The organism is Bosea sp. 124 (assembly GCF_003046175.1).
Classification (GTDB): Bacteria; Pseudomonadota; Alphaproteobacteria; order Rhizobiales; family Beijerinckiaceae; genus Allobosea.
Window position 1 is genome coordinate 433672 of sequence record NZ_PZZM01000001.1, and the last position, 26714, is coordinate 460385.

Annotated in this window: 25 protein-coding genes and 1 tRNA gene; 13 read left to right on the forward strand and 13 right to left on the reverse strand. The window is 67.1% G+C overall.

Annotated features, from left to right (window positions below; genetic code table 11):
• Positions 1-277: 277 nt before the first annotated feature.
• From C8D03_RS02070 to C8D03_RS02085, 4 genes are all read right to left on the reverse strand, one after another.
• Complete coding sequence (locus C8D03_RS02070; RefSeq protein ID WP_108044780.1) at positions 278-532, reverse strand: hypothetical protein; 255 nt, start codon at positions 530-532, stop codon at positions 278-280.
• A 53-nt stretch (positions 533-585) separates the two neighbouring features.
• The gene (locus tag C8D03_RS02075) at positions 586-1170 is read right to left on the reverse strand and encodes an OmpA family protein (protein WP_108044781.1); all 585 of its coding nucleotides are present in this window, start codon (positions 1168-1170) and stop codon (positions 586-588) included.
• A 15-nt stretch (positions 1171-1185) separates the two neighbouring features.
• Positions 1186-1776, reverse strand: coding sequence for a hypothetical protein (locus C8D03_RS25970; RefSeq protein WP_146170042.1), 591 nt, complete (start codon positions 1774-1776; stop codon positions 1186-1188).
• Between the two features lie 347 nt (positions 1777-2123).
• Complete coding sequence (locus C8D03_RS02085) at positions 2124-4709, reverse strand: chemotaxis protein CheW (protein WP_181300602.1); 2586 nt, start codon at positions 4707-4709, stop codon at positions 2124-2126.
• 366 nt (positions 4710-5075) lie between these two features.
• Here C8D03_RS02085 and C8D03_RS02090 point away from each other — a divergent pair, with 366 nt between their 5' ends.
• From C8D03_RS02090 to C8D03_RS02100, 3 genes are all read left to right on the forward strand, one after another.
• Complete coding sequence (locus C8D03_RS02090) at positions 5076-5969, forward strand: MurR/RpiR family transcriptional regulator (protein ID WP_108044784.1); 894 nt, start codon at positions 5076-5078, stop codon at positions 5967-5969.
• Complete coding sequence (locus C8D03_RS02095) at positions 5966-7297, forward strand: aspartate aminotransferase family protein (RefSeq protein WP_108044785.1); 1332 nt, start codon at positions 5966-5968, stop codon at positions 7295-7297. Before C8D03_RS02090 ends, C8D03_RS02095 begins: the two co-directional genes overlap by 4 nt.
• Positions 7298-7369: 72 nt before the next feature.
• Positions 7370-8392: an amino acid ABC transporter substrate-binding protein gene (locus C8D03_RS02100; RefSeq protein ID WP_465246461.1), complete on the forward strand. Its 1023-nt coding sequence runs from the start codon at positions 7370-7372 to the stop codon at positions 8390-8392.
• A gap of 84 nt (positions 8393-8476) precedes the next feature.
• Here C8D03_RS02100 and C8D03_RS02105 read toward each other — a convergent pair whose 3' ends face one another.
• The 3 genes from C8D03_RS02105 to C8D03_RS02115 all read right to left on the reverse strand — a co-directional run bounded on the left by C8D03_RS02105 (position 8477) and on the right by C8D03_RS02115 (position 11212).
• On the reverse strand, positions 8477-9214 hold the full coding sequence (locus C8D03_RS02105) for an aldolase (RefSeq protein WP_108044787.1): 738 nt from the start codon (positions 9212-9214) through the stop codon (positions 8477-8479).
• 139 nt (positions 9215-9353) lie between these two features.
• On the reverse strand, positions 9354-9896 hold the full coding sequence (gene infC / locus C8D03_RS02110) for a translation initiation factor IF-3 (RefSeq protein ID WP_108051092.1): 543 nt from the start codon (positions 9894-9896) through the stop codon (positions 9354-9356).
• A gap of 98 nt (positions 9897-9994) precedes the next feature.
• Positions 9995-11212, reverse strand: coding sequence for a glycosyltransferase family 4 protein (locus C8D03_RS02115; protein ID WP_108044788.1), 1218 nt, complete (start codon positions 11210-11212; stop codon positions 9995-9997).
• Positions 11213-11381: 169 nt separating this feature from the next.
• Between C8D03_RS02115 and C8D03_RS02120 the strand changes: the two genes are divergently transcribed.
• Positions 11382-12176, forward strand: a complete 795-nt coding sequence (locus C8D03_RS02120) for an alpha/beta hydrolase (RefSeq protein WP_108044789.1) — start codon at positions 11382-11384, stop codon at positions 12174-12176.
• Positions 12177-12182: 6 nt separating this feature from the next.
• On the opposite strand, the gene C8D03_RS02125 is transcribed toward C8D03_RS02120, so the two are convergent.
• The 5 genes from C8D03_RS02125 to C8D03_RS02145 all read right to left on the reverse strand — a co-directional run bounded on the left by C8D03_RS02125 (position 12183) and on the right by C8D03_RS02145 (position 15050).
• Positions 12183-12449 (reverse strand): BQ00720 family protein, encoded by a 267-nt coding sequence (locus C8D03_RS02125; protein ID WP_181300604.1) that lies wholly within the window; start codon positions 12447-12449, stop codon positions 12183-12185.
• A 95-nt stretch (positions 12450-12544) separates the two neighbouring features.
• The gene (locus tag C8D03_RS02130; RefSeq protein WP_108044791.1) at positions 12545-12973 is read right to left on the reverse strand and encodes an Hsp20 family protein; all 429 of its coding nucleotides are present in this window, start codon (positions 12971-12973) and stop codon (positions 12545-12547) included.
• Between the two features lie 208 nt (positions 12974-13181).
• Positions 13182-13258, reverse strand: a tRNA-His gene (locus C8D03_RS02135).
• 150 nt (positions 13259-13408) lie between these two features.
• Positions 13409-14473: a phasin family protein gene (locus C8D03_RS26930; RefSeq protein ID WP_108044792.1), complete on the reverse strand. Its 1065-nt coding sequence runs from the start codon at positions 14471-14473 to the stop codon at positions 13409-13411.
• Positions 14474-14654: 181 nt separating this feature from the next.
• Positions 14655-15050 (reverse strand): phasin, encoded by a 396-nt coding sequence (locus C8D03_RS02145; RefSeq protein ID WP_108044793.1) that lies wholly within the window; start codon positions 15048-15050, stop codon positions 14655-14657.
• A 285-nt stretch (positions 15051-15335) separates the two neighbouring features.
• Here C8D03_RS02145 and C8D03_RS02150 point away from each other — a divergent pair, with 285 nt between their 5' ends.
• Both C8D03_RS02150 and C8D03_RS02155 read left to right on the forward strand, forming a co-directional pair.
• Positions 15336-18317, forward strand: a complete 2982-nt coding sequence (locus C8D03_RS02150; RefSeq protein ID WP_146170044.1) for an ATP-binding protein — start codon at positions 15336-15338, stop codon at positions 18315-18317.
• A gap of 85 nt (positions 18318-18402) precedes the next feature.
• Entirely contained in the window at positions 18403-19065 is a 663-nt protein-coding gene (locus tag C8D03_RS02155) for a glutathione S-transferase family protein (protein WP_108044795.1), read from the forward strand.
• Positions 19066-19080: 15 nt separating this feature from the next.
• On the opposite strand, the gene C8D03_RS25975 is transcribed toward C8D03_RS02155, so the two are convergent.
• The gene (locus C8D03_RS25975; protein WP_146170046.1) at positions 19081-20040 is read right to left on the reverse strand and encodes a colicin-like pore-forming protein; all 960 of its coding nucleotides are present in this window, start codon (positions 20038-20040) and stop codon (positions 19081-19083) included.
• Between the two features lie 201 nt (positions 20041-20241).
• Here C8D03_RS25975 and C8D03_RS02170 point away from each other — a divergent pair, with 201 nt between their 5' ends.
• The 7 genes from C8D03_RS02170 (at position 20242) to C8D03_RS02200 (ending at position 26599) form a co-directional block, all read left to right on the forward strand.
• A complete protein-coding gene (locus tag C8D03_RS02170) occupies positions 20242-21171 on the forward strand; it encodes a DMT family transporter (RefSeq protein WP_248308316.1) in 930 nt (309 codons plus the stop codon).
• A gap of 154 nt (positions 21172-21325) precedes the next feature.
• A complete protein-coding gene (locus tag C8D03_RS02175) occupies positions 21326-22315 on the forward strand; it encodes a LysR family transcriptional regulator (protein WP_108044799.1) in 990 nt (329 codons plus the stop codon).
• A complete protein-coding gene (locus C8D03_RS02180) occupies positions 22315-22833 on the forward strand; it encodes a tripartite tricarboxylate transporter TctB family protein (protein WP_108044800.1) in 519 nt (172 codons plus the stop codon). The genes C8D03_RS02175 and C8D03_RS02180 overlap by 1 nt, the downstream gene beginning before the upstream one ends.
• A 10-nt stretch (positions 22834-22843) precedes the next feature.
• On the forward strand, positions 22844-24337 hold the full coding sequence (locus C8D03_RS02185) for a tripartite tricarboxylate transporter permease (RefSeq protein WP_108044801.1): 1494 nt from the start codon (positions 22844-22846) through the stop codon (positions 24335-24337).
• Between the two features lie 65 nt (positions 24338-24402).
• Positions 24403-25374, forward strand: coding sequence for a tripartite tricarboxylate transporter substrate-binding protein (locus C8D03_RS02190; protein ID WP_108044802.1), 972 nt, complete (start codon positions 24403-24405; stop codon positions 25372-25374).
• 221 nt (positions 25375-25595) lie between these two features.
• On the forward strand, positions 25596-26033 hold the full coding sequence (locus C8D03_RS02195) for a DUF1236 domain-containing protein (RefSeq protein ID WP_108044803.1): 438 nt from the start codon (positions 25596-25598) through the stop codon (positions 26031-26033).
• 167 nt (positions 26034-26200) lie between these two features.
• Entirely contained in the window at positions 26201-26599 is a 399-nt protein-coding gene (locus tag C8D03_RS02200; protein WP_108044804.1) for a DUF1236 domain-containing protein, read from the forward strand.
• The last annotated feature ends 115 nt before the right edge of the window (positions 26600-26714 follow it).

Consider the following 26714-nt stretch of genomic DNA (forward strand, 5'->3'; position numbering starts at 1 on the left):
CTTCATGTTTTGCTTGCTGGAAGCAAAGAACGACCGCCACGGCAGCCCTTATCAGCCGGGCGATCGAAGGCCGGGCGTATGACAGAAAAGCCGCGCGGTGGCAAGCGAAGCGATGACGAACGCCGCATTTGCCCTCTGCCCGCCGCTGGGCGAGCCGGGACATCTCTCGCGACGTCACCGTCCGGCGCGCGCTCGGGACGAGGGTCGAAGCGCTGCAGCTCCGCCTGGCGGCCCCCGCAGCGTCATCTCGCCATGTGCCGTTGCGTGGAACCGCTGTCTAGCGTCTGCCCGCCCGATTGACCGGGCCACCACGGTTCATCGGCGTCCCCGGGCGCACGCCCACGCCTGGCGCACCGACACCCGGCGTCGCGGCGGCACGTGCGACCGGCCGCGGCCGCAACACGACACCCGGCCTGACGATGCAACCCGCGGGATAGTTGACGTATTGGCAGTAAGCGACGGCACCGGCCTCGCCGGTGCCGGTGGCCATGAAGCCCGCCACAAGGACGGACAATGTGATCAGTAACGTCATTTTCAGCTCCCTCAGCAGTCTTCGGGCAGGAACGATGAACGGATCGAGACGGCCTATTTGAATCGCCCGATATTGACGAGTTGGACGCGACGGTTGGCGGCCGCGGCAGGGTGTGCGCGATCCTGGAGCTGCTCCTCGCCGAGCCCGACGGCCTGGAGTCTGTCAGGAGGGACCCTGAAGGTCGTGACCAGCGCATTGCGGATCGCGTCGGCCCGCTTCTGGCTGAGCGTCAGGTTGGACTTCCGGTCTCCGACCGCATCGGTGTGTCCGACGACGAGAAATTTATACTCGAGCAGAGACGGGTGATGCAGCGAGTCGGCCATGACGCCGACCGTTCGGAAGGAGGCCGGCAGGATTGCGGCCGAGTTCAATTTGAACTGAATTTCGACCGTGAACTGGGAGAGGTTGTCGAGTTCCTGCGACAGCGGCTCGCGCAACGAGGCATCCGGCCCGCGGTTGGCTGCGACACTGTCGGTGGCTTTGCGCCGCAAGGCCGCCACATCGATCGAAGGGGCATTGTCGAGCACCTGAAGTGTCTCGATCAACTTGCTGTCTGTGAGGCGCTCCTGGGCACCTGCACCCGAAACGACGGCGAATAGCGCGACTGCCAACATGCCGAGGCCTGGAACCGTTTTCATGTGCAATGCTCCCGCTCAGCGCCAGCCGGCGTTGGTGATGACCTGGTTGCAGGCTGAACTGGTGAAGCGCTCTGCTTTGATCAGGCACTGAAGACGATGGCCGTCATGCGCAACAATACCCTGGCACAGGCGGCGCGCATCCGGGTCGCAGACCTTCAAAGCCGCGCTCTGCGCCGCCGCCCGCTTATCGAGCAACGCCAAGGTCTCCGACATCGTCGATTTACATGTCGTAGATACTTTCGCCTGATTTTTGGCCAAGCAGCTCCTGACGCCATTGTTCGCAAGGGCAACATTCGAGCAGAATTTCGCGACATCGGAACCGCAGGCCCGTGCGATCTTGTCATATGCGTCAGCGTACCCAATCGTTTGGGCCGAAGCACCAGACGCGGCAAAGAACAGAAAAAATAGAGGGAGGATCACTCCGGATCTTAGAATTTTCATTCTCTTGAGTCCCATAGAATTCAAAATTTGGCTGCCACACTCAATCGCGCTGAACGCATATTTCTTTGATTGTCCGCCGCATCGATTCTCTATTGAAACATCGACACGCGATACCAGCTTGTCTCCGGCATCAGGCCATGATCGCTCGCGCCAAAGCGATCGCATTGCTGATCTTCTTCTCCGGAAATTTGAAAGGAAGCCCGCATCGTACGATGATTCCGGCGCGCGCCATGACATCTGGCCGCAACCGCTATGCTGACGGGGCCGGGATGCCTCAACTATTGTCCCTAAGGACAATAGGGTCTCTCACCCGTCGATCTCCGACGTCTCGACAGGAATGAAGCGCCCCTGCGCTGCTGGAACCGACACGTGGCGGTCGCGCCAGGCGCGACGATCGCGTTTTCGGCCGGTGCGACGGCGGCTTCGCTGGTTCGGCACCATGCCGGTGCGGACGATCGAAAGCTGTGGCGAGCGCCCGCTCCCCTGAAGCGGCGGGCGCAAACCCGCCCGGCCTACTCCGCCGCCTGGATCAGCGCCGCCGGCCCGCTTTCACCCTGGAGGCGGGCGCCGAGGCGGTCGACATCCAGCAGCATCAGCATGCCGGCCGGTTCGCCGCGGGCATCGCGCGTCGCGACCACGCCGAGCGCGGGCACGTCGGTCTTCGAGGTCAGATCGCGCAGCGGCTGCAGCTCGGAGGCCGCGATCTCGGGAATCAGGCCGAGCGCATCGACGATCAGGCCCAGCGTCCGGCCGTCTGCCCGCACGATCACGATCTGCTGCTCCTCCGAAGAGGCATCGGGGATGCCGAGCAGGCGGGCGAGCCGCAGAACCGGCACCGGCTGGCCCTGATGCAGCTTGTAGCCGGCCAGGAGGCCGTCGCCCGCCTTGCGTGCCGACGGCTTCAGGCCGACGAGATCGACCGCCTCGATCACGTCGCGCGCCTTCACCCCGAGCCAGTGCCGGCCGATATGGAAGGTCGCGACCTCGAAGGCCTCGACGCCGTCCGCCGGCTTCTGGGCCGCCAGTGCGCCTTTCCCGGCGCTGCCGGGGGCCGGCCGCGCCAGGGCGTCCGTCGCGACCTCGCCCAGCGGCACGGCGCAGATCGCCACGACATCGGCGCGGTGCCCGTCGCTGGTCTTGTATTCGCGATAACCCTTCGAGAGCGCGGCGCCGACGGCCATGTGCTTGCCTTCGAAGGCGCGGATGCAGGCGAGGTCGCCGTCGCGGTCGAGCACCACGGGATCGACCGGCAGCGGGCTCTCGGAACCGATCGGGAAGCGCGGATCGCTCGAGGCGACGACATTCCCGTCGCTGCCGACCAGCACGGCGAAGGCGCCAGGCAACGCTGCCCCGTCCTCGTCGGTCGGCAGGCAATCCGCCAGGATCGCGGAAAATTGCGGGGTCGAGTCGAAGACGATGGCGATGCCGCCGAGCGCCTTGCCGCCGGACGGCGCCTGGACCGCCGCCGTATAGATCAGCGTCGAAGCTTCGTCATAGAGCGGCGTCGGCTCGAAAGAGGAGACCGCGTAGTGCTGGCCCGAGCGGAGGGCGAGCGTGCGCGCGACCCATTCGGCATCGAGCGCCTGGCCGACGAGATGCGACTGGGAGGGCTGCGAGACGGCGACGACGATGCCCTGCGCATCGAACAGGATGAGGTTGCTGTAGACGGTGTAGAGCGCGTTGATCGTGGCGAGAATCTCGCCGCAGAGCCGGCGGCCCTCGGGCGAAGGCGCGGCCAGCACGCGGGCGAAGCTCGCATTCAGCGCCCACCAGCGGCAATCATTGGCGCGCTCGTAGAGATTGCGGTCCATCACGTCGATGGCGAAGGCGGCGCGCGAGCGGCACTTCTCCATGATCGCGGCGACGACTGTGCGGTGCAGGTCGCCGATCGAGGCGTCGCAGACGGCCTGCGTCTTGCGCCCGGCGCTGGAGATTTCCCAGAGCAGGATCTTGGAGAAGGCGGCGTTGGCGGCGGTCGAACCGGCCTGCCGGATCGAGCCATTCCAGACGGAGCGGTTGAGATCGGCCTGGATCATCGCCGCCTGGCGGGAGACGCCGCGCAGTTCGGCGGAGAACAGCCCGGCCTGGCTGGTCACGGCGGCGAGCAGGTCCTCGCCGATGCCTTTGCTGAGCTCGCCGTCGTCCTGATCGAAGGCCGCTTCCAACGGGATCAGGCCGAGCCCGATCCAGCCCGGACCCATATAGCCCTGGTAGCCCGCAGTGCGGCAGGCCATGGCAAGGTATTGCCGCCCGCCGAGCCTGACCACCGGATCGCGCCCCTGCAGCGCCGCCGGCGACAGCTTCAGCCCGGCCGGCAACTGGATCGCGCAGGAGCCGGCGATGACGTCTCCTTCGGGCGAGACGCAGCCCAGCACCGTCCAGTCACGCTCCGGCAGGAGCTTGCGGAAGATGCCGGCCATCTCGTCGGCCAGCCGGAAGACCAGCACGAGCACGCCGAGCGGGCGCTTCGCGGCATCCTCGACCCGCCAGGCATAGACCAGCGCCTGCTCGTCGGAGACGAAATCCATGACGCCGTAATGCTCGACATAGGCACCGCTCGAACTCAGCGCCTCGTCGATGATCGCGTGCCGCGCGGTCTGCGCCTCATGCGGCGCGAGCCTGGCGCGAATCGCACCCTCGCGATCGACCAGCACGATGTCGGAATAGACCGAGTATTTCGCGACATAGTCGCGGAATCGGGCCTCGATCGCGGCGCGCGCGTCGGGCGAGGATTGAGCCTCGAGCATCTCACGGATGTCGGTGTCGGCGGCGAGGAAGCCGATATCGGCTGTCCGCTCGAACAGGTTGCGGACCAGCACGTCGATCGCGTTCTGCGCCTTGATGCGCAGATCGGTCATGACCTTGTCGCGCGTCTCCTTGGCGAGGTGGCCGAGCAGGCTCGCGGTCAGCCCCTCGAAGGCCGAGCGCGTACCGGACATCTCGGTGGCGTTGCCCGAAAGCTGCCCGAGCAGGGTCAGCGTATCCCAGGATGCCTGCAGGCGATCGAACACCTGACGATAATCGTCGATCGCCCGCATGTGCCGGATCAGGCCGGCGAGCGCCGGATCAATCTCGATTCCCTGATGCAGAGTTGGCAAGTCCGGTACCCTCTCGTCAGGCCGCCCCTCACCGCCAGAGCCGCAAGGAGCAAGAAAATCCGGGCATGACGAAGCTGCCCCCCGCGCGGAATCAGACCACCAACCGGAGTGATTCGCACCGGGTCGGCACGTCCGAAATCGCATAAATTTGCAGCAAATGCAGCGTTCATCCGCAGCACTCAAGCCGGAACGGCGGAATTGCCCCATTCCCGACCCAATCAGGCGCGGAGCGAGCCCCTGCCACGCCTCCCGCCAGTCGGGCAGAAGCGCGCCGACGCCGCCGCACGCGAACAGTTCCGAATGTTTCATTTTACCGCACAAGATATATATGTTTCATGCGTGTCGAATATCCGCTAAGGCTTCGACATGGATCAGACGGATCTCGTCACCGCGCTGGAGGCGCAATTCGATCGGCTGCCGACGCAGTTGCGGGCGGTGGCGCGCTGGGTGCTCGACCACCCTGCCGACGTCGCCCTGCTGACGACCCGCGAGCAGGCCCGGCGCGCCGGCCTTGCCCCAGCGACCTTCACGCGGTTGGCGCAGCGGCTGGGGCTTTCGGGTTACGACGCGATGAGGGCGGCCTATGCGACCTCGCTGCGCCAGAGGCCCGACGGCTTCGCCAACCGCGCCACGGAATTGCTGGCGCGTCACGGCGACGAGGGCGACAGCGCCATCGCGCAGGATATGTTCGCGGCGCTGGCCGAGCATATCCGCGCCCTGCGTGAACCCGGCTGCGTGGCGGGGCTCGAACGCGCGGCTGCGCGGCTGGCGGAGGCGCGCAGCGTCTTCTGCTTCGGCCTGCGCTCGGCCTTTCCGGCCGCCTACATGCTCGACTACATCCGTGCGCTGATCGGCGCCGACTCAACGTTGGCCGACGGAGCCGGCGGGCGCGGCATCGACGCGCTTCGCAGGATCGGCCCGGGCGATGTGCTCTTCGTCGTCTCCGTCTCGCCCTATACCCGCCTCACCGTCCGGGCCGCCGCCCATGCCCGCGACCGGGGCGCGACCATCGTCGCGCTGACCGACAGCGCGCATTCGCCGCTCGCCGCCCTCGCCGACGAGCTCGTTCTGGTGCGCACCGAGACGCCCTCCTTCTTCCATACGATGACGCCGGCCTTCGCCGCGGTCGAATGCCTCGCGGCACTGATGACGGCGCGGCGCGGCCAGCCGGCGCTCGACGCCATCGCCGCATCCGAGGCTCAGCTCGACGCCTTCTCGACCTTCGAGAACCCACGCCGCACGAAACGGAGACCCGCATGAGCCATCTGCTTCACCGCAGCGTGAACGGCACCTACCCCGTCGCCGTCGGCGGCAAGGGTGTCACCCTGATCGATGCCGACGGCAGGAGCTATATCGACGCCAGCGGCGGGGCCGCCGTGTCCTGCCTCGGCCATGGCCATCCCGACATCATCGCGGCGATGCATGCCCAGATCGACAAGCTGGCCTATGCCCATACCAGCTTCTTCACCTCGGCCCCGGCCGAGGAACTGGCCGACCACCTCATCGCCCGGGCGCCGAAGGGGCTGAGCAACGTCTTCGTCTGCAGCAGCGGCTCGGAGGCGATCGAGGCCTGCCTGAAGCTGGCGCGACATTACTTCGTCGAGACGGGCCGGGCCCGCCGGACCAACTTCATCTCGCGCCGCCAGAGCTATCACGGCATCACGGTCGGGGCGCTCTCGGTCGGAGGGCGGATGAAAGACCGCGCGCCGTTCAAGGAGATGCTGCTCGACGGCCACCATATCGCGCCCTGCTACGGCTATCGCGGCCAGCACGCGGACGAGACGCCAGAAGCCTACGGGCTGCGCATGGCCGGCGAGCTGGAGGCCAAGATCCTCGAACTCGGGCCGGACACCGTGGCTGCCTTCGTCGCCGAGACGATCGTCGGCGCGACGCTGGGTGCCGTGCCGCCCGCGCCCGGCTATTTTCGGCGCATCCGCGAGATCTGCGACCGCCATGGCGTGCTGCTGATCCTCGACGAGGTGATGTGCGGCATGGGCCGGACCGGCAGCCTGCATGCGTGCGAGCAGGAAGGCATCGCGCCCGACCTGATGGCCATCGCCAAGGGGCTGGGTGCCGGCTATGCGCCGATCGGTGCCATGCTGGTCTCAGGCCGGATCGTCGAGGCGATACGGCAGGGCTCGGGCGCCTTTCCGCACAGCCAGACCTATAACGGCCACCCGCTGGCCTGCGCCACGGCGCTCGCCGTGCAAAAGGTGATCGAGCGCGACGATCTCCTCGCCAATGTGCGTCTACAGGGCGGCCATCTCGAACGCCGGCTGAAGGAGCGCTTCGGCAACCACCACCATGTCGGCGACGTGCGCGGGCGCGGCCATTTCTGGGGCATCGAACTTGTCGCCGACCGCGCCTCGAAGACGCCGTTCGACGCCAGCCTGAAGCTCAACGCCAGGGTCAAGCAGTCGGCGATGGCGCGCGGGCTGCTGGTCTATCCGATGGGCGGAACGGCAGACGGCGTCTCCGGCGACCATGTGCTGCTGGCACCCCCCTTCATCGCCGACGCTGCGGTGATGGACACGATCGTCGAACGGCTCGGAGAAGCCGTCGATGCCGCGATCGCGGATGCGCGCTAGCGCGCCGCGAAATCTCTCAAAATCAAAAACAGGGGACTATCCATGACATCGAAACATTGGCTGACCGGCGCGTTGAAACACGGGCTGGCCGGCGCCTGCCTGAGCCTCGCCGTGACGACGCTTGCCAGCGGCGCCCATGCGCAGACCAGCACGCTCGACCGCGTCAAGGCGCGCGGCGAGCTGATCTGCGGCAACCACATCGCCTTGCCGGGCTTCGGCCTGCAAGGCCCCGACGGCCGCTGGGACGGACTCGACATCGACATGTGCCGCGCCGTCGCGGCCGCGATCTTCAACGATCCCAACAAGATCAAGTTCGTGCCGACGACACCGCAGATGCGCTTCGTCGTGGTGCAGGCCGGCGAGGTCGACATGCTCGCCCGCAACGCCACCTACACGATGTCGCGCGACACCTCTCAGGGCATGTCCTGGCCGATCATCAATTACTTCGACGGCCAGGGCTTCATGGTGAAGAAGGCCCTCGGCGTCACCGAGGCGAAGGGGCTGAACGGCGCCTCGATCTGCGTGACGCAGGGCACCACGACCGAGCTCAACCTCGCCGACTTCTTTCGCTCCAACAACCTGAAATACGAGGTCATCGGCTTCTCCACCAATGAGGAGGGTGTCAAGGCGCTGGAGGCGGGCCGCTGCGACGCCTTCACCACCGACTCCTCGGGGCTCGCAGCCGAGCGGCTGAAATTCTCCAAGCCGGACGACTTCACCATCCTGCCGACCCTGATCTCGCGCGAGCCGCTGGGGCCGGCCGTCAAGCGTGGCGACGAGAGCTGGTTTGCACTGGTGAAATGGGCTCACTACGCCATGCTGAACGCCGAGGAGTTCGGCGTCACCAAGGCCAATGTCGACGAGATGCTGAAGTCGCCCAACCCCGAGGTGAAACGCCTGCTCGGCGTCGAGGGCAAGTTCGGCGAGGGGCTCGGCCTGACCAATGACTGGGCCTATCGCATCGTCAAGCATGTCGGGAATTACGGCGAGAGCTTCGAGCGCAATGTCGGCATGGGCTCGCGCCTGCAGCTCAAGCGCGGCCTGAACGACCTCGCCTCGAGGGGCGGGCTGCAATATCCGCATCCGATCAGGTGACGAACGCGCCCATGCAAGCGTCGCGCTCCGGCGCCGGCGTCTGCATGGGCTCGTCGTGATCGAGCACGGGCTGTGAGCGGTGGCTCAGACGCCCTCGATCCGCTTCAGCGCCGCGAAATGCATCTCCGACTGGTGCACCAGCACCTGGCGCCATTCGCGCGCGGTCGCCTCGATCTCCGGCGCCGGGATCAGCTTCAGCGGCTTCCCGGTCGACATGGCGAGCACCTGCTGCCGGCAGGCGCGCTCGAGGAAATAGAGATCGTCGAAGGCCACCGCGACGGAAGGCCCGCCGATGGTGACGCCGTGATGGGCGAGGAAGACGATGTCCGCACCGCCATCGGTCTTGCCCTTGCTCGCCGCGACGATGGCCTCGCCCTCGCTCTCGTCGAGCGCCAGACCGCCGAAATGGTCGACATAGAGGGTGCGGCCATGGAAGCGGCAGGCGGTCTGGTGCGCCATCTCCAGCCTGACGCCCTCGACCATGGTCAGCGCCGTGGCATAGGGCATGTGGACGTGCAGCACGGCGACGTGGCGCGGATTGGCCTTGTGGGCGGCGACATGGATGTTGCGGGCGGTGGCCTCGACCTCGCCCTCCCCTTCCAGAACCTGGCCGCGATCGTCGATCAGCAGCAGGTCGGACGGCTTCATCTCCGACCAGTGCACACCATAGGGGTTGATCAGGTAGCGCGGCTTGCCATCAGGGCCGTCCGGCAGCGCCACGGAGAAGTGGTTGCAGATGCCCTCGTTCAGCTCGAATTTCGCGGCGAGGCGGAGAGCGGCGGCGAGATCGCGGCGCTGGCTGGTGATGCTGGGCTGGGTCATGAAGAACGGCGCTCGCGGGTCGAGGGATGGAGCACAAAGCCAAGCATCGCTGCGGCGGACATGACAAGGCCCGGCGCTGGGGCCGGGCCTGATGCAAATCGCATGACGCGATCGGCGGATGCCTATTTCGGCGCCAGACTTATCTCGGCGCCAGAACCATGACCATCTGGCGGCCTTCGAGCTGCCAGTCGCTCTCGACCTTCGCCATCTCGGCCAGATCCGCCTTGACGCGCTCGAGCACCTTCACGCCGAGATCCTGGTGGGCCATCTCGCGGCCGCGGAAGCGCAGGGTCACCTTGACCTTGTCGCCCTCCTCGAAGAAGCCGAGCATGGCCTTCATCTTGACGTCGTAGTCATGCTTGTCGATGCCCGGACGCAGCTTGATCTCCTTGATCTCGATGGTGCGCTGCTTCTTGCGCGCCTCGGCGGCCTTCTTCTGCTCCAGGAAGCGGAAGCGTCCGTAGTCGAGAATCTTGCAGACCGGCGGCTCGGAATTGGGGGCGATCTCGACCAGATCGAGACCGGCATCCTCGGCAATCTTCAACGCCTCGAAGAACGACACCACGCCACGGTTGGCGCCGGTATCGTCAATGAGCTGGACGTCGCGGACGCCGCGGATGTCGCGGTTCGAGCGCGGACCGTCTTTGGTCGGGGTCGGGGCAGCACGGAAAGGACGACGAATGGCTGTATTCTCCTGTGACTGGCGCTTCTGGCGCCCGTGAGCAGACACATTGCACAAAGATGCGCGTTGTCAATGGACGAGGGCGAAACGATAGGTGGTTAGCGCCCGAGCAGCGCGCAATAGACGTCCAGCGTATCACTGACCATCGTCTCGAGCGAAAAATGGCACTCGACATGCCGGCGCGCGCGCAGGGCGAGATTGTCGCGTGCCGAGGGACGCAAGCTCAGCGCGCCTTCGAGCGCGGCGGCCAGCGCCGCGGCGTTGCCCGGCTCGACCCGCCAGCCGGTGCGTTCGGCGGGGCTGGTCTGCGGCGGCGCCAGCACGGTCTCGGGAACCGCGCCGAGATCCGAGACGACGACAGGGGTCCCCATCGCCTGCGCCTCGACCGCGACCCGCCCGAAGGCTTCCGGCTCCGTCGAGGGCACCGCGACGACCGAGGCTGCGAGCAGCGCGGCCGGCATGTCGGCGCAATGGCCGACCCGCTTGACGCGGCCTTCCAGCCCGGCCTTGGCGATGAGCTGGTCGAGTTCCCTGACATAGCCCTCGCGGCCCTGGGGATCGCCGGCGAGAATGAAGGCGGTGTCGGTGTCGCCGGCATCGCGCAGGATGCGGGCGGCCTCGATCAGGACGCGCTGGCCCTTCCAGTTGGTCAGGCGGCCCGGCAGCAGCACGATGCGCTGATGCGGCTCGATGCCCCAGGCCCGGCGCAGCGCCTGAATCCGTTCCGGCCCCACCGCCTGCGGCGCGAAGGTCGAGAAATCGGTACCCCGGTTGACCACGCGGATGCGATCGCGCGCGAAACCGTGCTTCGCCAGGATCAGTTCGGCGGTGTAGGCCGAATTGGCGATCACGACGTCACCGCGCGCCATCACCGAATTGTAGAGCGTCTTCACGGCCGAGCGGCTGGCATAGGAGCCGTGATAGGTGGTGACGAAGGGCAGCTTGAGCAGGCGGGCCGCCGCGAGGCCGACCCAGGCCGGGGCACGCGAGCGGGCATGGATCAGCTCGACGCCCTCGTGCCGGCAGAGCAGCACCAGCTTGCGCACATTCAGCGCCATGGCGAGCGGGTTCTTCGAGGCGGCCGGGAAAGGCAGCCAGACGCCGCCCTTGGCCTGGAGTTCGGCCACGAGCCTGCCGCCCTCGGTCGCGACCAGGGCACGGGCGCCGACATCGGTGAGGCCCTTGGCGATATCGACCGCCGTGCGCTCGGCGCCGCCCGCCTCAAGATCGGGAATGATCTGCAGGATCGTCCGCCCGACGAGCGGATGGGCCTCGGTCGACGGCAGCGAGAGATGCGCGCCTGGCTGAAAAGACATACTCACCGTTCTGGAACAACGCTTTCGGTTTACGCGAGGACGCCGCGTGGCCTTCAGTTGCGCGGGAATGGCTGCGCCGCTTTAAGGGTTGGGCGAGTATGCCCGCCCGCGGCCGAAACGGGCAGCCAATATTCGCCCCCCGACGCCGATTCGTCACAGGAGATTTGAGTTGGAGCGAGACGCCCCGCAATGGCTGGAGGTCGGCGATGGCGCGGAACGCCGCCGTCTCGCCGTCCTGACGCAGGATGGAACGGCTGCGCCGGTGGTCTGGCTCGGCGGCTTCCGCTCCGACATGCGCGCGACCAAAGCCGAAGCGCTGGCGCAGTGGGCCGCCGAGGCCAGGCGGGCTTTCATCCGCTTCGACTATGCCGGGCATGGCGAGAGCGCGGAACCCGGCGAGCACGGCCGGGATTTCGCGCGCTGGACCCTGTCGCACTGGCTAGACGACGCCCTGACCGTGATCGCCGCCCGCTGCCAGCAGCCGCCGATCCTGGTTGGCTCCTCGATGGGGGGCTGGATCGCCCTGCTGGCGGCGAGGCGCCTGCTCGGCACCGCGCTCGCCCCGGCCGGCCTGGTGCTGATCGCACCCGCCGTCGATTTCTCGGAAGAGCTGATGTGGGCGCAGATGCCCGAAGCCATTCGCCAGACGATCATGCGCGATGGCGTCTGGATGCGGCCGTCGGAATATTCGCCGGAGCCGACCCCGATCACGCGGGCGCTGATCGAGGACGGCCGCAGGCATCTGATGTTCGGCGGGGAGATCCGGACGGGCTGCCCCGTCCATATCCTGCAGGGCATGCAGGACCCCGACGTGCCCTGGCGGCATGCGCTCAGGCTGGTCGAGCATCTCAGCGGCGACCCGGTCGTGCTGACGCTGGTCAAGGACGGCGATCACCGCCTCTCGACGGCGCAGGACATCCTGCGCCTGCAGGCGGCGGTCGCGGGGCTCGCGACCGCGCCTTAATCGGCGTCAGTGGACGCTGACCATCCGCAGATCATGCTCCCAGGCGTTGGCGGTGGCCGCCTCGCGGGAATCCGTCACCAGGATCGGAGCGCCATCGGCCGAGAGCAGCGCGAAGAGCTGCAACCCGGACTGAATCTCCGGAGCCTGCGGGAAAATCCGCAGCAGCTCGTCGGAGGTCATCGGCTTGAGATAGGCGACCTGGCCCGTGCCCAGCGCCGCAAACTCGGCTTGGGTCAGGGGGTTCGTCTGGATCATCGTCCTGTCTTCGTTCATCGCGCCCTCCTTCAGAGCAGTGCGAGTGCGGTTATCAAGATACGACTGCAATTATGAACGGATGCAAAAACCGCGCTCGCATCCTTCCAGGCTCTCTAATCGCGGCTCATGATATCGATACGCCGGATGAGCCTCTCCGGTTCCGGCCGCACCAGATCGATCGCCAGCAGACCGTTCGACAGATCGGCCCCCAGCACCTGCATCCCTTCCGCGAGCAGGAAGCTGCGCTGGAACTGACGGGCGGCGATGCCGCGATGCAGGAACTGCCGGCTCTTGTCGTCGCTCTGGCGGCCACGAATGGTGAGCTGGTTCTCTTCGAGCGTGATCTCGAGCTGTTCGCGCGAGAAGCCTGCCACTGCGAGGGTGATCCGGAGCCGGTCCGGCTCGTCGTCCGAACGCGGCAGGCGCTCGATGTTGTAGGGCGGGTACCCCTCGCTGGCGCCTTTGGCGACCCGGTCCAGCGCTCGTTCAATATCATCGAAGCCGAGCAGAAACGGATGCGACAGACTTGGCGTACGCGTCATTCCCAGGACCTTGCCCTGCCTTGCCGGAGCCCCCGAAGAGCGCTCCCTATCGACCGAGGCCCGCCAGCGCAGCACCCCGCGGGCGAAAGGCGAAGCCCTTCCGCTTGATCCAGATATGGCGAAGGCCGGGAGCGGCTTCAAGGGCCGGACAGTCCGCCGCGCCGGCAAAGAGACGGCGGCATGACGGCATCTGCGGCTGGGGGACGGGTGGTACAGCCACCCCGGCTTGAACGGGGGACCTCTAGATCCACAATCTAGCGCTCTAACCAACTGAGCTATGGCTGCCCGCACCCGGCGCTTGGCGATCGGTCGCTTTCGCGTGATCGGCGGCGGCGCGGAACCTAGAACCGACGCCACGCGATTGCAACCGGGGAATTGCGGGTTTTGCCGGACAATTCGGCGCGGCCCGCGATCGCGTCCCTTCAAGTCCCCGCTTCAGTCCTTGCCCAGCGCCTTGCTGGCGATCCGCGCCAGCTCCTTGAGATGGTCGGCGTAGGATTCGTAGGAGCGGCGCACAGCCTTGGCCTGCAGCGCGACGGCATCGGCGGCGCTGTCGGTGCGCGCCAACGTCTCTGCATCGCCGAGGGTAGCCTTCAGCTCGGCGCAGGCATGGTCCAGCATCTTGGCCTGGAGGGCGCCGAAGGCTTTCGCCATCACCAGGGTCTGCGTCATCACGGTCGCCGAGGTGATCGCGGCGAATTCGGGCGGGCGCGGCAGCGGCGTCGTGATCAGCGAGGGCGCCGCCTTGGCCTGGACCGGCGCGGCCGCCTTGACGACGGCCTCGGCGACCTGAGCGACCGCCTTGACGGGGGCAACCACGGCCTTCGCAACGGCTTCGCTCGAAACCGGCGCGGCGACAGCCGCAAGCGCAGGCTTCACGGCAGCGGGCTTGGCCGTGGCAGCAAGTTTGGGCGCAGCAACAGGTTTGGGAGTGGCAACAGGCTTGGCGGCGGCGACTGGCTTGGCAGCCGGCGCAGGCTTCTCGATGCGGACCTTCGCCGAGGCAACCCGCGATTCGGCCTTCGGCTTGATCGATCGCGCCGCCTGCTTCGCAGCGGGTGGCTTGGCCGCAGGCTTCGGCTCGACTGGCTTGGCGGCCAGAGGCGCAGGCGGAACGGGGGTGGTCGCCGCGAGGGCGGCGGGCTTCGCCTCCGGCGCCTTGACGGCGAGCGGCTTGGCCTCAGGTGGCTTGGCTTCAAACGGCTTGGCCTCAGGCGGCTTGGGCGCCACGGCCGATGCAGCGGGGGGAACCACCGCAACGTGCGGCTTGACCTCAGCCGGCTTGACTTCTGGCGGTTTAACCGCAGTCGGCTTGGCTTCTGGCGGCTTGGGCGCCGGGGCCGGCGCAACCGCGGGTGTCGCCGCGACGGGCGGCTTCGGCAGCGGCGCGCTGACAGCCGGCTTGATCGGCTCGGCCGGCATGGCGCCGGAGAGCGCCTTGACCGGAGAAAGGCTGATCGGGGCCTTGGATTTGGTCCGGGTGGGAGCAGGCTTGACCATCGCGGTTCTCCTTCGGCGCTGCAGCGGTCGACCGAACGGGCTTGTCCGGTCTTCCGCTCGTCATGGGGCGCGCCGGCGCTGTCCGGATGATCAGATCGGCGCAATCACTTCGCACGGACCGCTCTCGCAGCGGCCCGTTCCGTCACTGTTGCTTCCGCCAGGATGAGCTGGCGGTGCGAGATCACTTCGGCTTGGCGGCCTTCGTCACCGTCTCGGCTGCCTTTGCCGCGACCTCCTGCGCCGCCGCGCCGATCTCCTTGAACTGCGTCTGGAGCGCGGCCATCTGCGCCTTCATGAACTCGGACTGGTGCGTCATCACCTCGGTCAGGTCCTTCGACTGCACCAGCTTCTGGGCAAGATCGAAAGCCGCCGCGACATTGGTCTCGGCGTAGGAGATCGCCTTGCGGGCGGCGTCCTGCGTGTTGAAGCGCGCGGTTTCGGCCGAGCCATGGGCCGTATCGACGGCCTTATGGGCCGCGCCGATGAAGCCGTCGAAGGCCTTGCGGGCCTGCTCGACGCTGCGCTCGGCGAATTCGCGCATTTCGGTGGGGACTTCGTAAGGGGTCTTGGCTGCCATCGGGTCATCCTCCTGTCTGGGCCAGCTATGCCGGCCATCCGCCTTGGGCGTCTCGCGGCCACGCATTGCCTGATTATTCGCGTCGCCTGATTATTGTGCAGTGCAATATCATTGTTGCGCTGCGATGACAATCATAGCTTGAACGGCGGCTCGCGTTAACGCTGTTTCGACGCAGGCGGGGACGGCCCGGAACGCTGCATGGCTTTGCAGGGATTTGGCCGCTATTAAGTGTTTGTTAGCCATATTGGCGCGGACCATGATGGCGCGAACCAACAGCGGGCAGGCATGAGCGAAGCCGGACAGGACTGGGCGCGATTGGGTGCGGCGGCAGCGCGGGATGCCAATCTCGCCGCCTTCGCGGCCGGCGGCGCGCTGCTGCTCTGGGACCATGGCGCCGAGCGGGCGGGTTTCGCCAATGCCGCCGGCCATGCCCTGCTCGGTGGCGACGCCGGAAGCGCCGCCCTTCCCGCCGCGACGCGCCAGCGTTTCGCGCTGCTCGCAGGCGGCCTCGCCTCCCGCGAAGGTGTGCGGCTGGAGCGGCTGCGGCTGACGTCCGGATTCGCAGCCACGCTCGTCACCTGCGGCTGCAAGCTGATCGCCAATGGCGATGGCGAATCCGTGCTTGCGATCGCCGTGCAGGCGGCCGAACTGCGGCGTCTCGGCGTCGTCGTTCCGCCGGCCGTGACCGAATCGATTCCCGCCAGCAGCGTTGCCGCGCCGGCGCCCGTGCCGGAGCCCCGCGATAGCGCCCCCGCTGCGCCCATCCGCGGCACGATCCGTTTCCTCTGGCAGAGCGACGCCGCCGGGCGGTTGACGAGCCTGTCGCCCAATATGGCCGATCTCGTCGGCCCGGAGGCGGCTGCCGCGCTCCCCGGTCGCCACTGGGCCGAATTGATCGGCTCTGCCGTGATTGACCGCAGCGGCGCATTGCTGGCGCGACTGGCGGGCGGTGCCACCTGGAGCGGTCACGAGGTCTTGTGGCGGACGGCGACGCCCGGCGAAGGCGCGCGTGTCGAACTGTCCGGCGTGCCGGTGCTCGACGCGGCGCGACAGGTCGCGGGTTTCCGCGGTTTCGGCCTGGTGCGTCCCGACGCTCGCGAGCCTTTCCCGCTGCCGACGGACGAGGCGATCGATACGACCGATGCCGCAGCCGGCGACGACGCGCACGCTTCCCGAGACGCCCCAGCTGCGAATCGGCCCGAGATCGGCAGCGATGCCGCCGACACGGCTGTCGAGCCCCTGCCCGAGGCGGCGATGGTCGAGGCCCTCGATGCCGCCGTCGTCGCGGCGGCGCAGGATGCAGCCTCGCCCCAGCCCCAGAACGAGCCGGCCGGGGCAGAGCCCGAGGACCAGCCCGCGGCCGAAGCGATCGCGCCGCCCGATGTCGATGCCGACGCCGTGGAACAGCCCGCCACGCCTGCAGCGATCGTCCCGGAGCCTGCCGCCTCCGCCGCCAACATCGTGCCGCTGCGCAACGGGCATCTCGCTTCGGTGCGGCCCGTGCTCGAACCCTCGAAGGCCAATCTGAGCAAGGCCGAGCGCAACGCCTTCCGCGAGATCGCCAAGGCGCTGGGCGCGCGGATCGCCGGCGACGACGAGGCCGTGACCCCACGGCTGCCGCCGGTGGCGCCGCTGCGGTTGAAGGACGGGGAGACCGGCCTCTCCGCCGAGGCACCGCAGCCCCGGACCGATGCCGAGGGTGCTGCCGGCGCCACGAGGCCGCGCCTGCCCAACTCCCATGCCGACGTGCTCGACAAGCTGCCGATCGCAGTGCTGGTCAACCGCGGCGACGAGGCGCTCTACGCCAACCGGACGCTGCTCGACCTTCTGGACTACGCCGATCTCGACGATCTGGCGGCCGGCGGCGGCGTCAGCCGCCTGATCAAGGAAGCGACCCGCACCGATGGCGGCAGCATGATCCTGATCGACCGGCTCGGCCATCTCATCAGCGTCGATGCAGTCCTCTCCAGCGTCGCCTGGCAGGGCGAGCCGGCCACGCTGATGGCCTTCCGCCACCCGGATGGCGGCGGCGAGGTCAAGATCCTGACGCCGGAGGAGGCCGAAGACGCCGAGCTCGCGGCCGAGTTCGAGGCCGAGGACCGCGAGAGCGCGGCGCGCGTCGAGGCGCTCAGGCTCGATGCCGGCGTCCGCGATGCGCGGATCAACGAACTCGTCGCCATGCTCGACACGGCGACGGACGGCGTCGTCACCGTCGATGACCGCGGCCGCATCCTCTCGCTCAACAAGACGGCCGAGGCGCTGTTCGGCTACGACCAGCGCGAGGTCACGGGCGAGCTGTTCACGCTGCTCTTCGCGGCCGAGAGCCATGCGCCGGCGCTGGACTATCTCGAAGGGCTCAAGGGCGGCGGCGTCGCCTCGGTGATGAACGATGGCCGCGAGGTCGTCGGCCGCGTCCGGCAAGGCGGCAAGATCCCGCTGTTCATGACCATGGGCCAGATCGCCGAGGGGGCGGAGCGCCGCTTCTGCGCCGTGCTGCGCGACATCACCGCCTGGAAGAAGACCGAGGGCGAGCTGGTCGAGGCGCGCAAGACAGCCGAGAAGGCGAGCGCGCAGAAATCCGACGTGCTCGCCAAGATCAGCCACGAGATCCGCACGCCGCTGAATGCGATCATCGGCTTTGCCGAGGTGATGGCGGAGGAGCGCTTCGGGCCGATCGCCAACGAGCGCTACAAGGAATACCTGCGCGACATCCACCAGTCGGGCGGCTACGTCATCAGCTTGGTCAACGACCTGCTCGACCTCGCCAAGATCGAGGCCGGCAAGCTCGATCTCGACTTCGTCAGCGTCAACCTGAACGAGATCGCGCTGTCGGCTGTCAGCCTGCTGCAGCCGGAGGCGCAGCGCGGCCGCGTCGTGCTGCGCTCGGGTCTCTCGCCGAAGCTGCCGCCGGTCGTGGCCGACGAGCGCTCGATCCGGCAGATCGTGATCAACCTGCTGTCGAACGCCGTGAAGTTCACCGATCCGGGCGGACAGGTCATCATCTCGACGGCGCTCGGCGACCAGGGCGAGGCGATCCTGCGGGTGCGCGATACCGGCATCGGCATGGACGACAGCGAGATCGCGCTGGCGCTCGAACCGTTCCGGCAGGTGCCGACGACGCGCCGTGCCGGCGGCACCGGGCTCGGCCTACCCCTGACCAAGGCGCTGGTCGAGGCGAACCGGGCCGCGATGTCGATCACCAGCGTCAAGAAGGAAGGCACGCTGGTGGAGATCACTTTCCCACCGCAGCGCGTTCTCGCAGGATAGATATTCTTTTCGGACTGATGCGCAACGACGGTCTCTCCTGTAACGACAGGACCCGTCGCCCCCTGTCCGCAAAGGCCGCCTTCCCATGACACTGACGATCTATGGCTGCTACCGCTCGCGCGCCTCGCGCAACATCTGGCTTGCCAACGAAATGGGGCTGGCCTTCACCCATGTGCCGGTGATCCAGGTCTACCGCCTGCCCGACCCCAACGCAGCCGGCGCACCGCTGCACACGCAGAGCCCCGACTTCCTCGCCGTCAATCCGAAGGGGCAGATCCCCGCGATCGACGACGGCGGCTTCAGGCTGCAGGAGTCGCTGGCGATCAACCTCTATCTCGCCCGCAAGCATGGCGGGCCGCTCGCCCCGAAGGACGCCCAGGAAGAGGGCCTGACGGTGATGTGGTCGCTCTGGGCCGCGACCGCTGTCGAGCCCCATGCGCTGAACATCCAGTATCACATGGCGGCCTACCCGCCGGAGAAGCGCAAGCCAGAGCTGGTCGAGGCGGCGCTGGCGGCCCTGCCCGGCCCCTTCGCGGTGCTCGACAAGGTGCTGGCCGAGGGCGGCGGCTTCGTCATGGGCGGCCGCTTCACCGTCGCCGACATCAACGTCGCCGAGATCATCCGCTACGCCAAGCCGGCGACGTCCCTGTTCGAGGCGGCGCCGCATGTCAAAGCCTGGCTCGATGCCTGCCATGCCCGCCCCGCCTTCAAGGCGATGTGGCAGGCACGGGACGCGGAGGCGGCCTGACCTCGATAAGGCAGCTCAGAACAGGCTTCTGAGCTGCCTGTCGGAGGTGCAGTCCACGCGCTCGCCGTTCTCGTCGAAGAGCAGGTCTTCCTTGACGAGTTCGGCAGCACGCCCGCCGACATAGGTGCCCGTTGCTGACATGCCGATCGCAATCGCGACGCCCACCCAGCCGAAGGGGGTTGCCAGCACCATCGTGGCCAAGCCAACGCCTACGACAGTGCCGATCGCGCCTCCGGCCGTCTCGCCTGCCCAATCCACGAGCACGCCGATACGCTCTTCGCGCGTCTCGGCCGCCTTATATTCAAGATAGGTCGTGCCGAGATCGACGACCTTGAGCACGACCCCGCCGTATTTCGCGACTTTGGTGATACGCTCGATCTTATCGACCTCTTTGAGGATCGACGCGGCGCGGTTGGTCGCGTGTGGCTTGATGCGAATGACTTCATTCAGCTTGCGGTCAGGATAAACCAATTTTCGTAGTACGCCCATTTCCTTGGTCGCGCTGGCCAGAGAAACACGCCGCCTGTAATCGTATTGTCCTTTCGTAATTTTTCCACCTTTCAACTGGGAATATTGCCTAGTAACATCAATAATTCTGGGACCCGCCTCCCGCATTCTTTTTTCGACAAGGTCGACGAACCCACTTGCTCCGGATGAAACGTAGTCAAACGCGTCTTCGGTATTGATCGTCTTCAGACATTGCTTGGTGGCGTCGTCCTTCCTCAGGATTCCCCGCGAGATCGTGGCCGCGTTCGCGACAATCGTGACCGGGCAGCTCCCGCTCGTGTTCATGCTCGGAAGCATGATCACCTGCCCCGGGCGGATCTTGTCGATGTCGGTCAGCCAAGGATTGTTGCCGCGAATGAGGCCGATGATCACTTCCCTGTCTTTGCGGAAGGACGCCGCGCCGTAGTGATTTCGGGCAATGCGATACAGCTGTTCGCCAGACGCGACTGTGTAGAACGAGACCGTCATTTCTCGGATTTATCCAGTCGAGTTGGAATATAATCGATGCGATGCCGCGAAAGCGCCTGTCAAGGTCAACGCGATTGATTGGAAGCATCCGAGACGCGTCGCCGCGCGACGGCGTGGAAATCGGGTGGCGCCGGTCTGCGACCCGGTCTAACAGCCGGCGAACGGTGGAGTCTCCGCCGTCATCGAATCTAGGTCTGTGCGATGGCCTCCATATCCTCCACCACCCCTGCGATGGGCCTTCGCGAGTGGCTTCTCCTGCTGCTGCTCTCGGTGCTCTGGGGCGGATCGTTCTTCTTCGGCAAGATCGCCGTCGGCGAATGGCCGCCGCTGATGGTGGTGCAGGCGCGCTGCGCGCTGGCGGCCGGGGCGCTCTATCTCGTGCTGCGCGCGCGGGGCCTCGACCTCGCCGTGGGCGGCGCGATGTGGCGCTCCTTCTTCGGCATGGGGCTGCTCAACAACCTGATCCCGTTCTGCCTGATCTTCTGGAGCCAGACGCAGCTGCCGAGCGGGCTCTCCGCCATCCTGAACGCGACCACGCCGGTCTTCGGCGTGGTCGTGGCGCATGTCTTCGGCCGCAACGAGCGGGCGACGCCTCTAAAGATAGGTGGCGTGCTCGCGGGCCTGTGCGGCGTCGCCATCCTGATGGGGCCGGACGCCGTGTCGGGCTTCGGCGACTCGCTGCTGGCGCAGCTCGCCGGCCTCGGCGCGGCGCTTTCCTATGGCTTCTCGGGCCTCTATGGCCGCCGCTTCCGGGAGCTGCCGCCGCTGGTCACGGCGACGGGGCAGCTCAGCGCCACCAGCCTCATGATGCTGCCGATCGTCCTCGCCTTCGCGCCGCCCTGGGCCTTGCCGGTGCCGAGCTGGCAGGCGGCGGGCGCGCTTGTCGGTCTCGCGCTCATCTCGACGGCGCTGGCCTATGTGATCTTCTTCGAGATCATGCGGCGCGCGGGTGCGACGAATGTGATGCTGGTGACCTTCCTGATTCCGGTCAGCGCCATCCTGCTCGGCGTCGGGCTTCTCGGCGAGAGCCTGCTGCCGCGCCATTTCGCCGGCATGGCTGCGATCTTCGCGGGGCTCGCCCTGATCGACGGGCGGCTGTTCCGGCGGAGGCAAGCGGCCAGCGCGACCTGACGGCCGCGATCCCCATCGATCGCGCCGAGGTTTGTTGCCAAAAAATTATGAATTGTTCTAGGGTCGCTTTCGCGGCCTGAGCCGCTATCGGCTTCACGGTGACGACTGGAAGATATCGAGCCAACGATACGCCAGAGGGGATCAGAGGAACACCATGGATGTTCGGCAACTGCGATGTTTCATCGCGGTGGCGGAGGAGCTTCATTTCGGCCGAGCGGCCGAGCGGCTCGGTCTCGCGCCTCCAGCCCTTTCCCGGCAGATCAGTACGCTCGAGGAAGAGCTCGGCTGCGTCCTGCTGACCCGCACCACCCGGCAGGTGGCGCTGACCCGTGCCGGCCTGATCATGCTCGAAGAAGCCAAGGGCATCCTCGCCCGGATGGAGCACGCCTCGCGGGCCGTGCGCGAGGCCTCGCTCGCGTCGGGCAAGGTGTTGAGGATCGGGGCGATCGATGCCGCCTCGTCGAGCTTCGTGCCCGAGGCTCTGGTCGCCTTCCGCGAGCGCTATCCCGGCGTCGAGATCAAATTCGTCGAGGCGATGACGGCCCCCCTCATCCAGATGCTGGAGGCCGGCAAGCTCGACCTCGCCTTGACCCGGCCGCCGCGCAAGCCGACCGACTGCGCGTTCGAGGTGCTGCGCGTCGAACGTCCGATCGTGGTGCTGAACGAGACGCATCCGCTGGCGGCGCACGAGCACCTGACGATGCAGGATCTCGTCGGCCAGCCCTTCGTCGTACCCTCCAAGCGGATCCGGCCCTTCGCCTATGATCTGGTGATGGCCTATTTCGAGAGCGTGGGCACCGTGCCCAATGTCAGCATCGAGGCGACGGAGAAGCCGGCGATGATGTCGGCCGTCGCGGCCGGGCTCGGCATGGCGCTGGCGCCGGACTGGGTCTCGCGGCTGAGCTTTCCGGGCGTGGCGATGCGGCGCCTGCGCGGCGCCCTGCTCGATCCGCCGCCGCCCGGCGCGCTCGTCGGCATCGCCTGGCGGCCGCAGCAGCGGCTCGGCCCCCGCGACGATTTCCTCGCGATCCTGCGCGAGAGCGTCACCCTGATCGACGAACGCCATGTCCTGCCATTCGCCATTCCCGCCACGAAGCTGAAACGTGCGGCCCGCCTCGTCGGGTCGTCAGTCGGAGGAGCCTGATGAGTTTGAACCAAATCGAAAGGGCACAGGGCATTCGCGTCCGGTCCACCCAGGATCTGGCGGCAGGGCTGTTCATGATCCTGCTCGCGGCGATCGCCATCATCATGTCCTGGGAGCTCCCCATGGGCACGCTGCGCCAGCTCGGGCCGGGCATGCTGCCGAAGTCCTTCGCGGTGATCTGCGCGGGCCTCGGCGCGCTGCTGGTGCTGTCGAGCCTGCGCTTCCATGGCGAGGCCTTGTCGGGCTGGTCCTGGCGCGGTGTCTTCTTCGTCCTGGGTGCGGCTTGCGTCTTCGCGCTGTGCATTCGCGGCTTCGACTTCGGACCGATCCATGTGCCGCAGCTCGGCCTGGCCGTGGCCGGCCCGCTGGTCATCCTGATCTCGGGTCTGGCGGCCGACGATTTCCGGCCCAAAGAACTGGTGATCTTCGCGGTGGCGATGAGCACGGCCTGCGCGCTGCTGTTCAAATACGCGCTGTCGCTGCCGATCCCGCTCGCACCCTGGCTGCTGGGAATCTGACGCCGTGGATATGTTCTCCAATCTCGCTCTCGGCTTTGGCGTCGCGCTGTCGCTCCAGAACCTCGCTTTGTGCTTCGCCGGCTGTCTCGTCGGCACGCTGATCGGCGTTCTGCCGGGCGTCGGCCCGATCGCCACCATCGCCATCCTGCTGCCGATCACCTTCGGGCTCGACCCGGTCGGCGCCCTGATCATGCTCGCCGGCATCTATTACGGCGCGCAATATGGCGGCTCGACCACCGCCATCCTGGTCAACATCCCCGGCGAAGCGACCTCGGTCGTGACGACGCTGGACGGCCACCAGATGGCCAAGCAGGGCCGCGCCGGCGTGGCGCTCGGCACCGCGGCGCTCGGCTCCTTCTTCGCCGGCTGCGTCGCCACCCTGTTCATCGCGGCGCTCGGCGCCCCGCTGACCAAGCTCGCCTTGCTGTTCGGCCCGGCCGAGTATTTCTCGCTGATGGTGATGGGCCTGTGCTTTGCCGTCGTGCTGGCGCGTGGCTCAATCCTCAAGGCCTTCTGCATGATCATGCTGGGCCTGCTGCTCTCCACCGTCGGCACCGACCTCGAGACCGGCCAGGAGCGCATGACGATGGGCTTCGCCCCGCTCGCCGACGGCATCGACTTCGCCGTGCTGGCAATGGGCGTGTTCGGCTTCGCCGAGGTGCTGCGCAACCTCGAGAACACCGAGACCCGGGATGTGGTGCGCGCCAAGATCGGCCGGCTCCTGCCGGACTGGAACGACATCAAGCAGTCAGCCGCGCCCGTACTGCGCGGCACCTTCATCGGCGGCATTCTCGGCATCCTGCCGGGCAATGGCGCGGTGCTGGGGCCGTTCGCGAGCTATACGCTGGAAAAAAAGATCGCCAAGGATCCGTCCCGCTTCGGCAAGGGCGCGATCGAGGGCGTGGCGGGGCCTGAATCGGCCAACAACGCCGGCGCCCAGACGGCCTTCATCCCGCTGCTGACGCTCGGCATCCCGCCCAACGCCGTGATGGCGCTGATGGTCGGCGCCATGACGATCCACGGCATCATCCCCGGCCCGCAGGTCATGACCAAGAACCCGGAGCTATTCTGGGGCATGATCGCCTCGATGTGGATCGGCAACCTGATGCTGCTGATCATCAACCTGCCGCTGGTCGGGGTCTGGGTGAAGCTGCTGCAGGTGCCCTATCGCCTGATGTTCCCGTCGATCCTGATCTTCTGCTGCATCGGCATCTACTCGGTGAACAACCAGCCGGTGGACGTCGCCTTCACCGCCATGTTCGGGCTGTTCGGCTACCTGCTGATCAAGCTCGGCTTCGAACCGGCTCCGATGCTGCTCGGCTTCGTGCTCGGCAAGCTGATGGAAGAGAAGCTCCGCCAGGCGCTGATCATCTCGCGCGGCTCGTTCATGACCTTCGTCGAGCGCCCGATCTCGGCCGGGCTCCTGGTCGTCGCCGTGGCCATTCTGGTCGTCGCCTTGCTGCCGTCGATCAACAAGAAGCGCGACGAGGTCTTCACCGAATGACGGGGTTGCCGTGCCAAAGGTGCGGCCCCACTTTGCCTCCCAACGATAAAGAGGAAGGATCCGCCATGAAGAAACTTGCACTCGGCCTCGCGGCCGCGGTGTCGCTGGCTTTCGCCGGAAGCGCGACCGCACAGACCTACCCGACGAAGCCCGTCACGATGATCGTTCCGTTCGCCGCCGGCGGACCGACCGACATCATCGCGCGCATCGTCGGCGACCACATGTCCAAGACGCTCGGCCAACAGGTCGTGATCGAAAACGTCGCCGGCGCCGGCGGCACCACCGGCATCACCCGGGCCCTGACGGCGGCGCCCGACGGCTACACCATCGCGATGGGCCATCTCGGCACCTTCTCGGCGGCGCCCGCCACCTATCCCAACCTGAAATACGATCCGCTGAACGGCATGCAGCCGATTGGCCTGGCCGGCGGAACGCCGATCCTGATCGTCGCCCGCAAGAATCTCGAGGCGGCCGATCTCAAGGCCTTCGTCGCGGCCGTGAAGGCCAATCCGGACAAGTTCAACGAGGCCCATGCCGGCCTCGGCTCGGTCTCCTGGACGACCTGCACACTCCTGAAGGGGCAGCTCGGCGTGCCGAAGCTCAACGCCGTCGCCTATCGCGGCACGGGCCCGGCGCTCAACGATCTCGTCTCCGGCCAGATCGATTTCATGTGCGACCAGATCGTCAGCGTCGCCGAGCAGGTGAAGGCCGGCACGATCAAGGCCTACGCCATCGCCTCGGCGCAGCGCTCGCCGGCCCTGCCGGACGTGCCTACGACGACCGAAGCCGGCCTTCCGGAATACCAGATCGAGGCCTGGAACGGCATCGCCGCGCCGAAGGGCACGCCGAAGGAGGTCGTCGACCGGCTGGTCGACGCGCTCAACAAGGCGCTCAACGACGAGACCACCAAGAAGCGCCTGCTCGAGCTGGGCACCGTGATTCCGACCGCCGCCGAGCGCCAGCCGGACGGCTTCGCGGCCCTGATCAAGCGGGATGCGGCCAAGCTGGACCCGGCCCTGAAGGCCGCTCCCAAGTAAGCCGGCAGCGCCAAGGACATCCTGACGGCGGGCCCTGGCCCGCCGTTTTTCGTTTCGGGCCATGCTTTGTCGGCACAGCCCGCTGACGCGGCAACATCTTGATATGTCAGCGCTTCGCGCTGCCGCCTGACGCCCGCTAACAAGTCGTGACCGATTTTTGCGGAACCGTCGCGGCCTATGGCTGTTGTCCCCCCGAACTTTCTCTCGGAAGGAGAACAACCATGATCAAGAAGCTTGCTCTTGTTGCCGCCATCGTCGCCATCCCGGCCACGGCCTTCGCCCAGGCCCAGGTCCAGACGCAGCCCTCGGGCGGCGCCACGGGCGGTGCCGTCAGCGGCGCGACCTCGGGTGCCATCGGCGGCGCGATCGTCGGTGGTCCCGTCGGCGCGGCTGTCGGCGGTGTCGGCGGCGCGGTCGTCGGCGCGATCATCGGCGACGCTGCCTCGCCGCGATTCCGCACCTATGTCGTCGAGCAGAGCGTGCCGTCCTACCGTTACGCTGATCCGGTCGCGGTCGGCACCGTGCTGCCCGAGCAGGGCGTGACCTATCGCGAGGTTCCCGCCGAATACGGCGCGCAGGGCTATCGCTATACGGTCGTCAACGATCGCCCGGTGCTGGTCGAGCCGCGCACCCGCCGCGTCGTCCAGATCATCGAGTGATCGACAGAATCGGCGTCCCCGAACGCAGATTCACGGCCCGCCCCGGAAACGGGGCGGGCTTTTTTCATGTTTGCGTTCGATTGAGGCTCCCCCCTTGCAGTTTTGCCGGAACCTCAGCGCCGCGGCCTGGTTGGTTTGACAACCCCACGCTTTCAGGGAGAGCAACCATGATGAAGACACTCGCCTTCGCCGCCGCGCTGACCGTGCTTCCCGCCACCGTTTTCGCGCAGGGCAGCGGCCCTGTCGTTCGTGATCCGACCGGCGGTTCGACGCGCGATCCGGCGCTCGGTGTGGTGGCCCCCGGGCCGGCGCTGACGCGTGACCCTGCCGGCGGCACGATGGTCGACGATACGCCGCGCTTCCGGACCTATGTGATCGAACAGGGCCTGCCGTCCTACACCTATGCCCGCCCTGTCGCAGTCGGCACGATGCTTCCGGATGAGGGCATCGTCTATCGCGAGGTGCCGCCCGAGTATAACGTGCCGGGCTATCGCTACACCGTCGTGAATGAGCGTGCTGTCGTGGTCGAACCGCGCACCCGCCGCATCGTGCAGATCATCAACTGATCCTGCATGATCCGCCGCAGGGCCGCGTCATCGAGACCTGGCCGTGCGGTCGGATCGAAGCCCGCTCCTGCAGGGGGCGGGCTTTTCCTTTGAAGGCATCTCCTTTGAAGACATC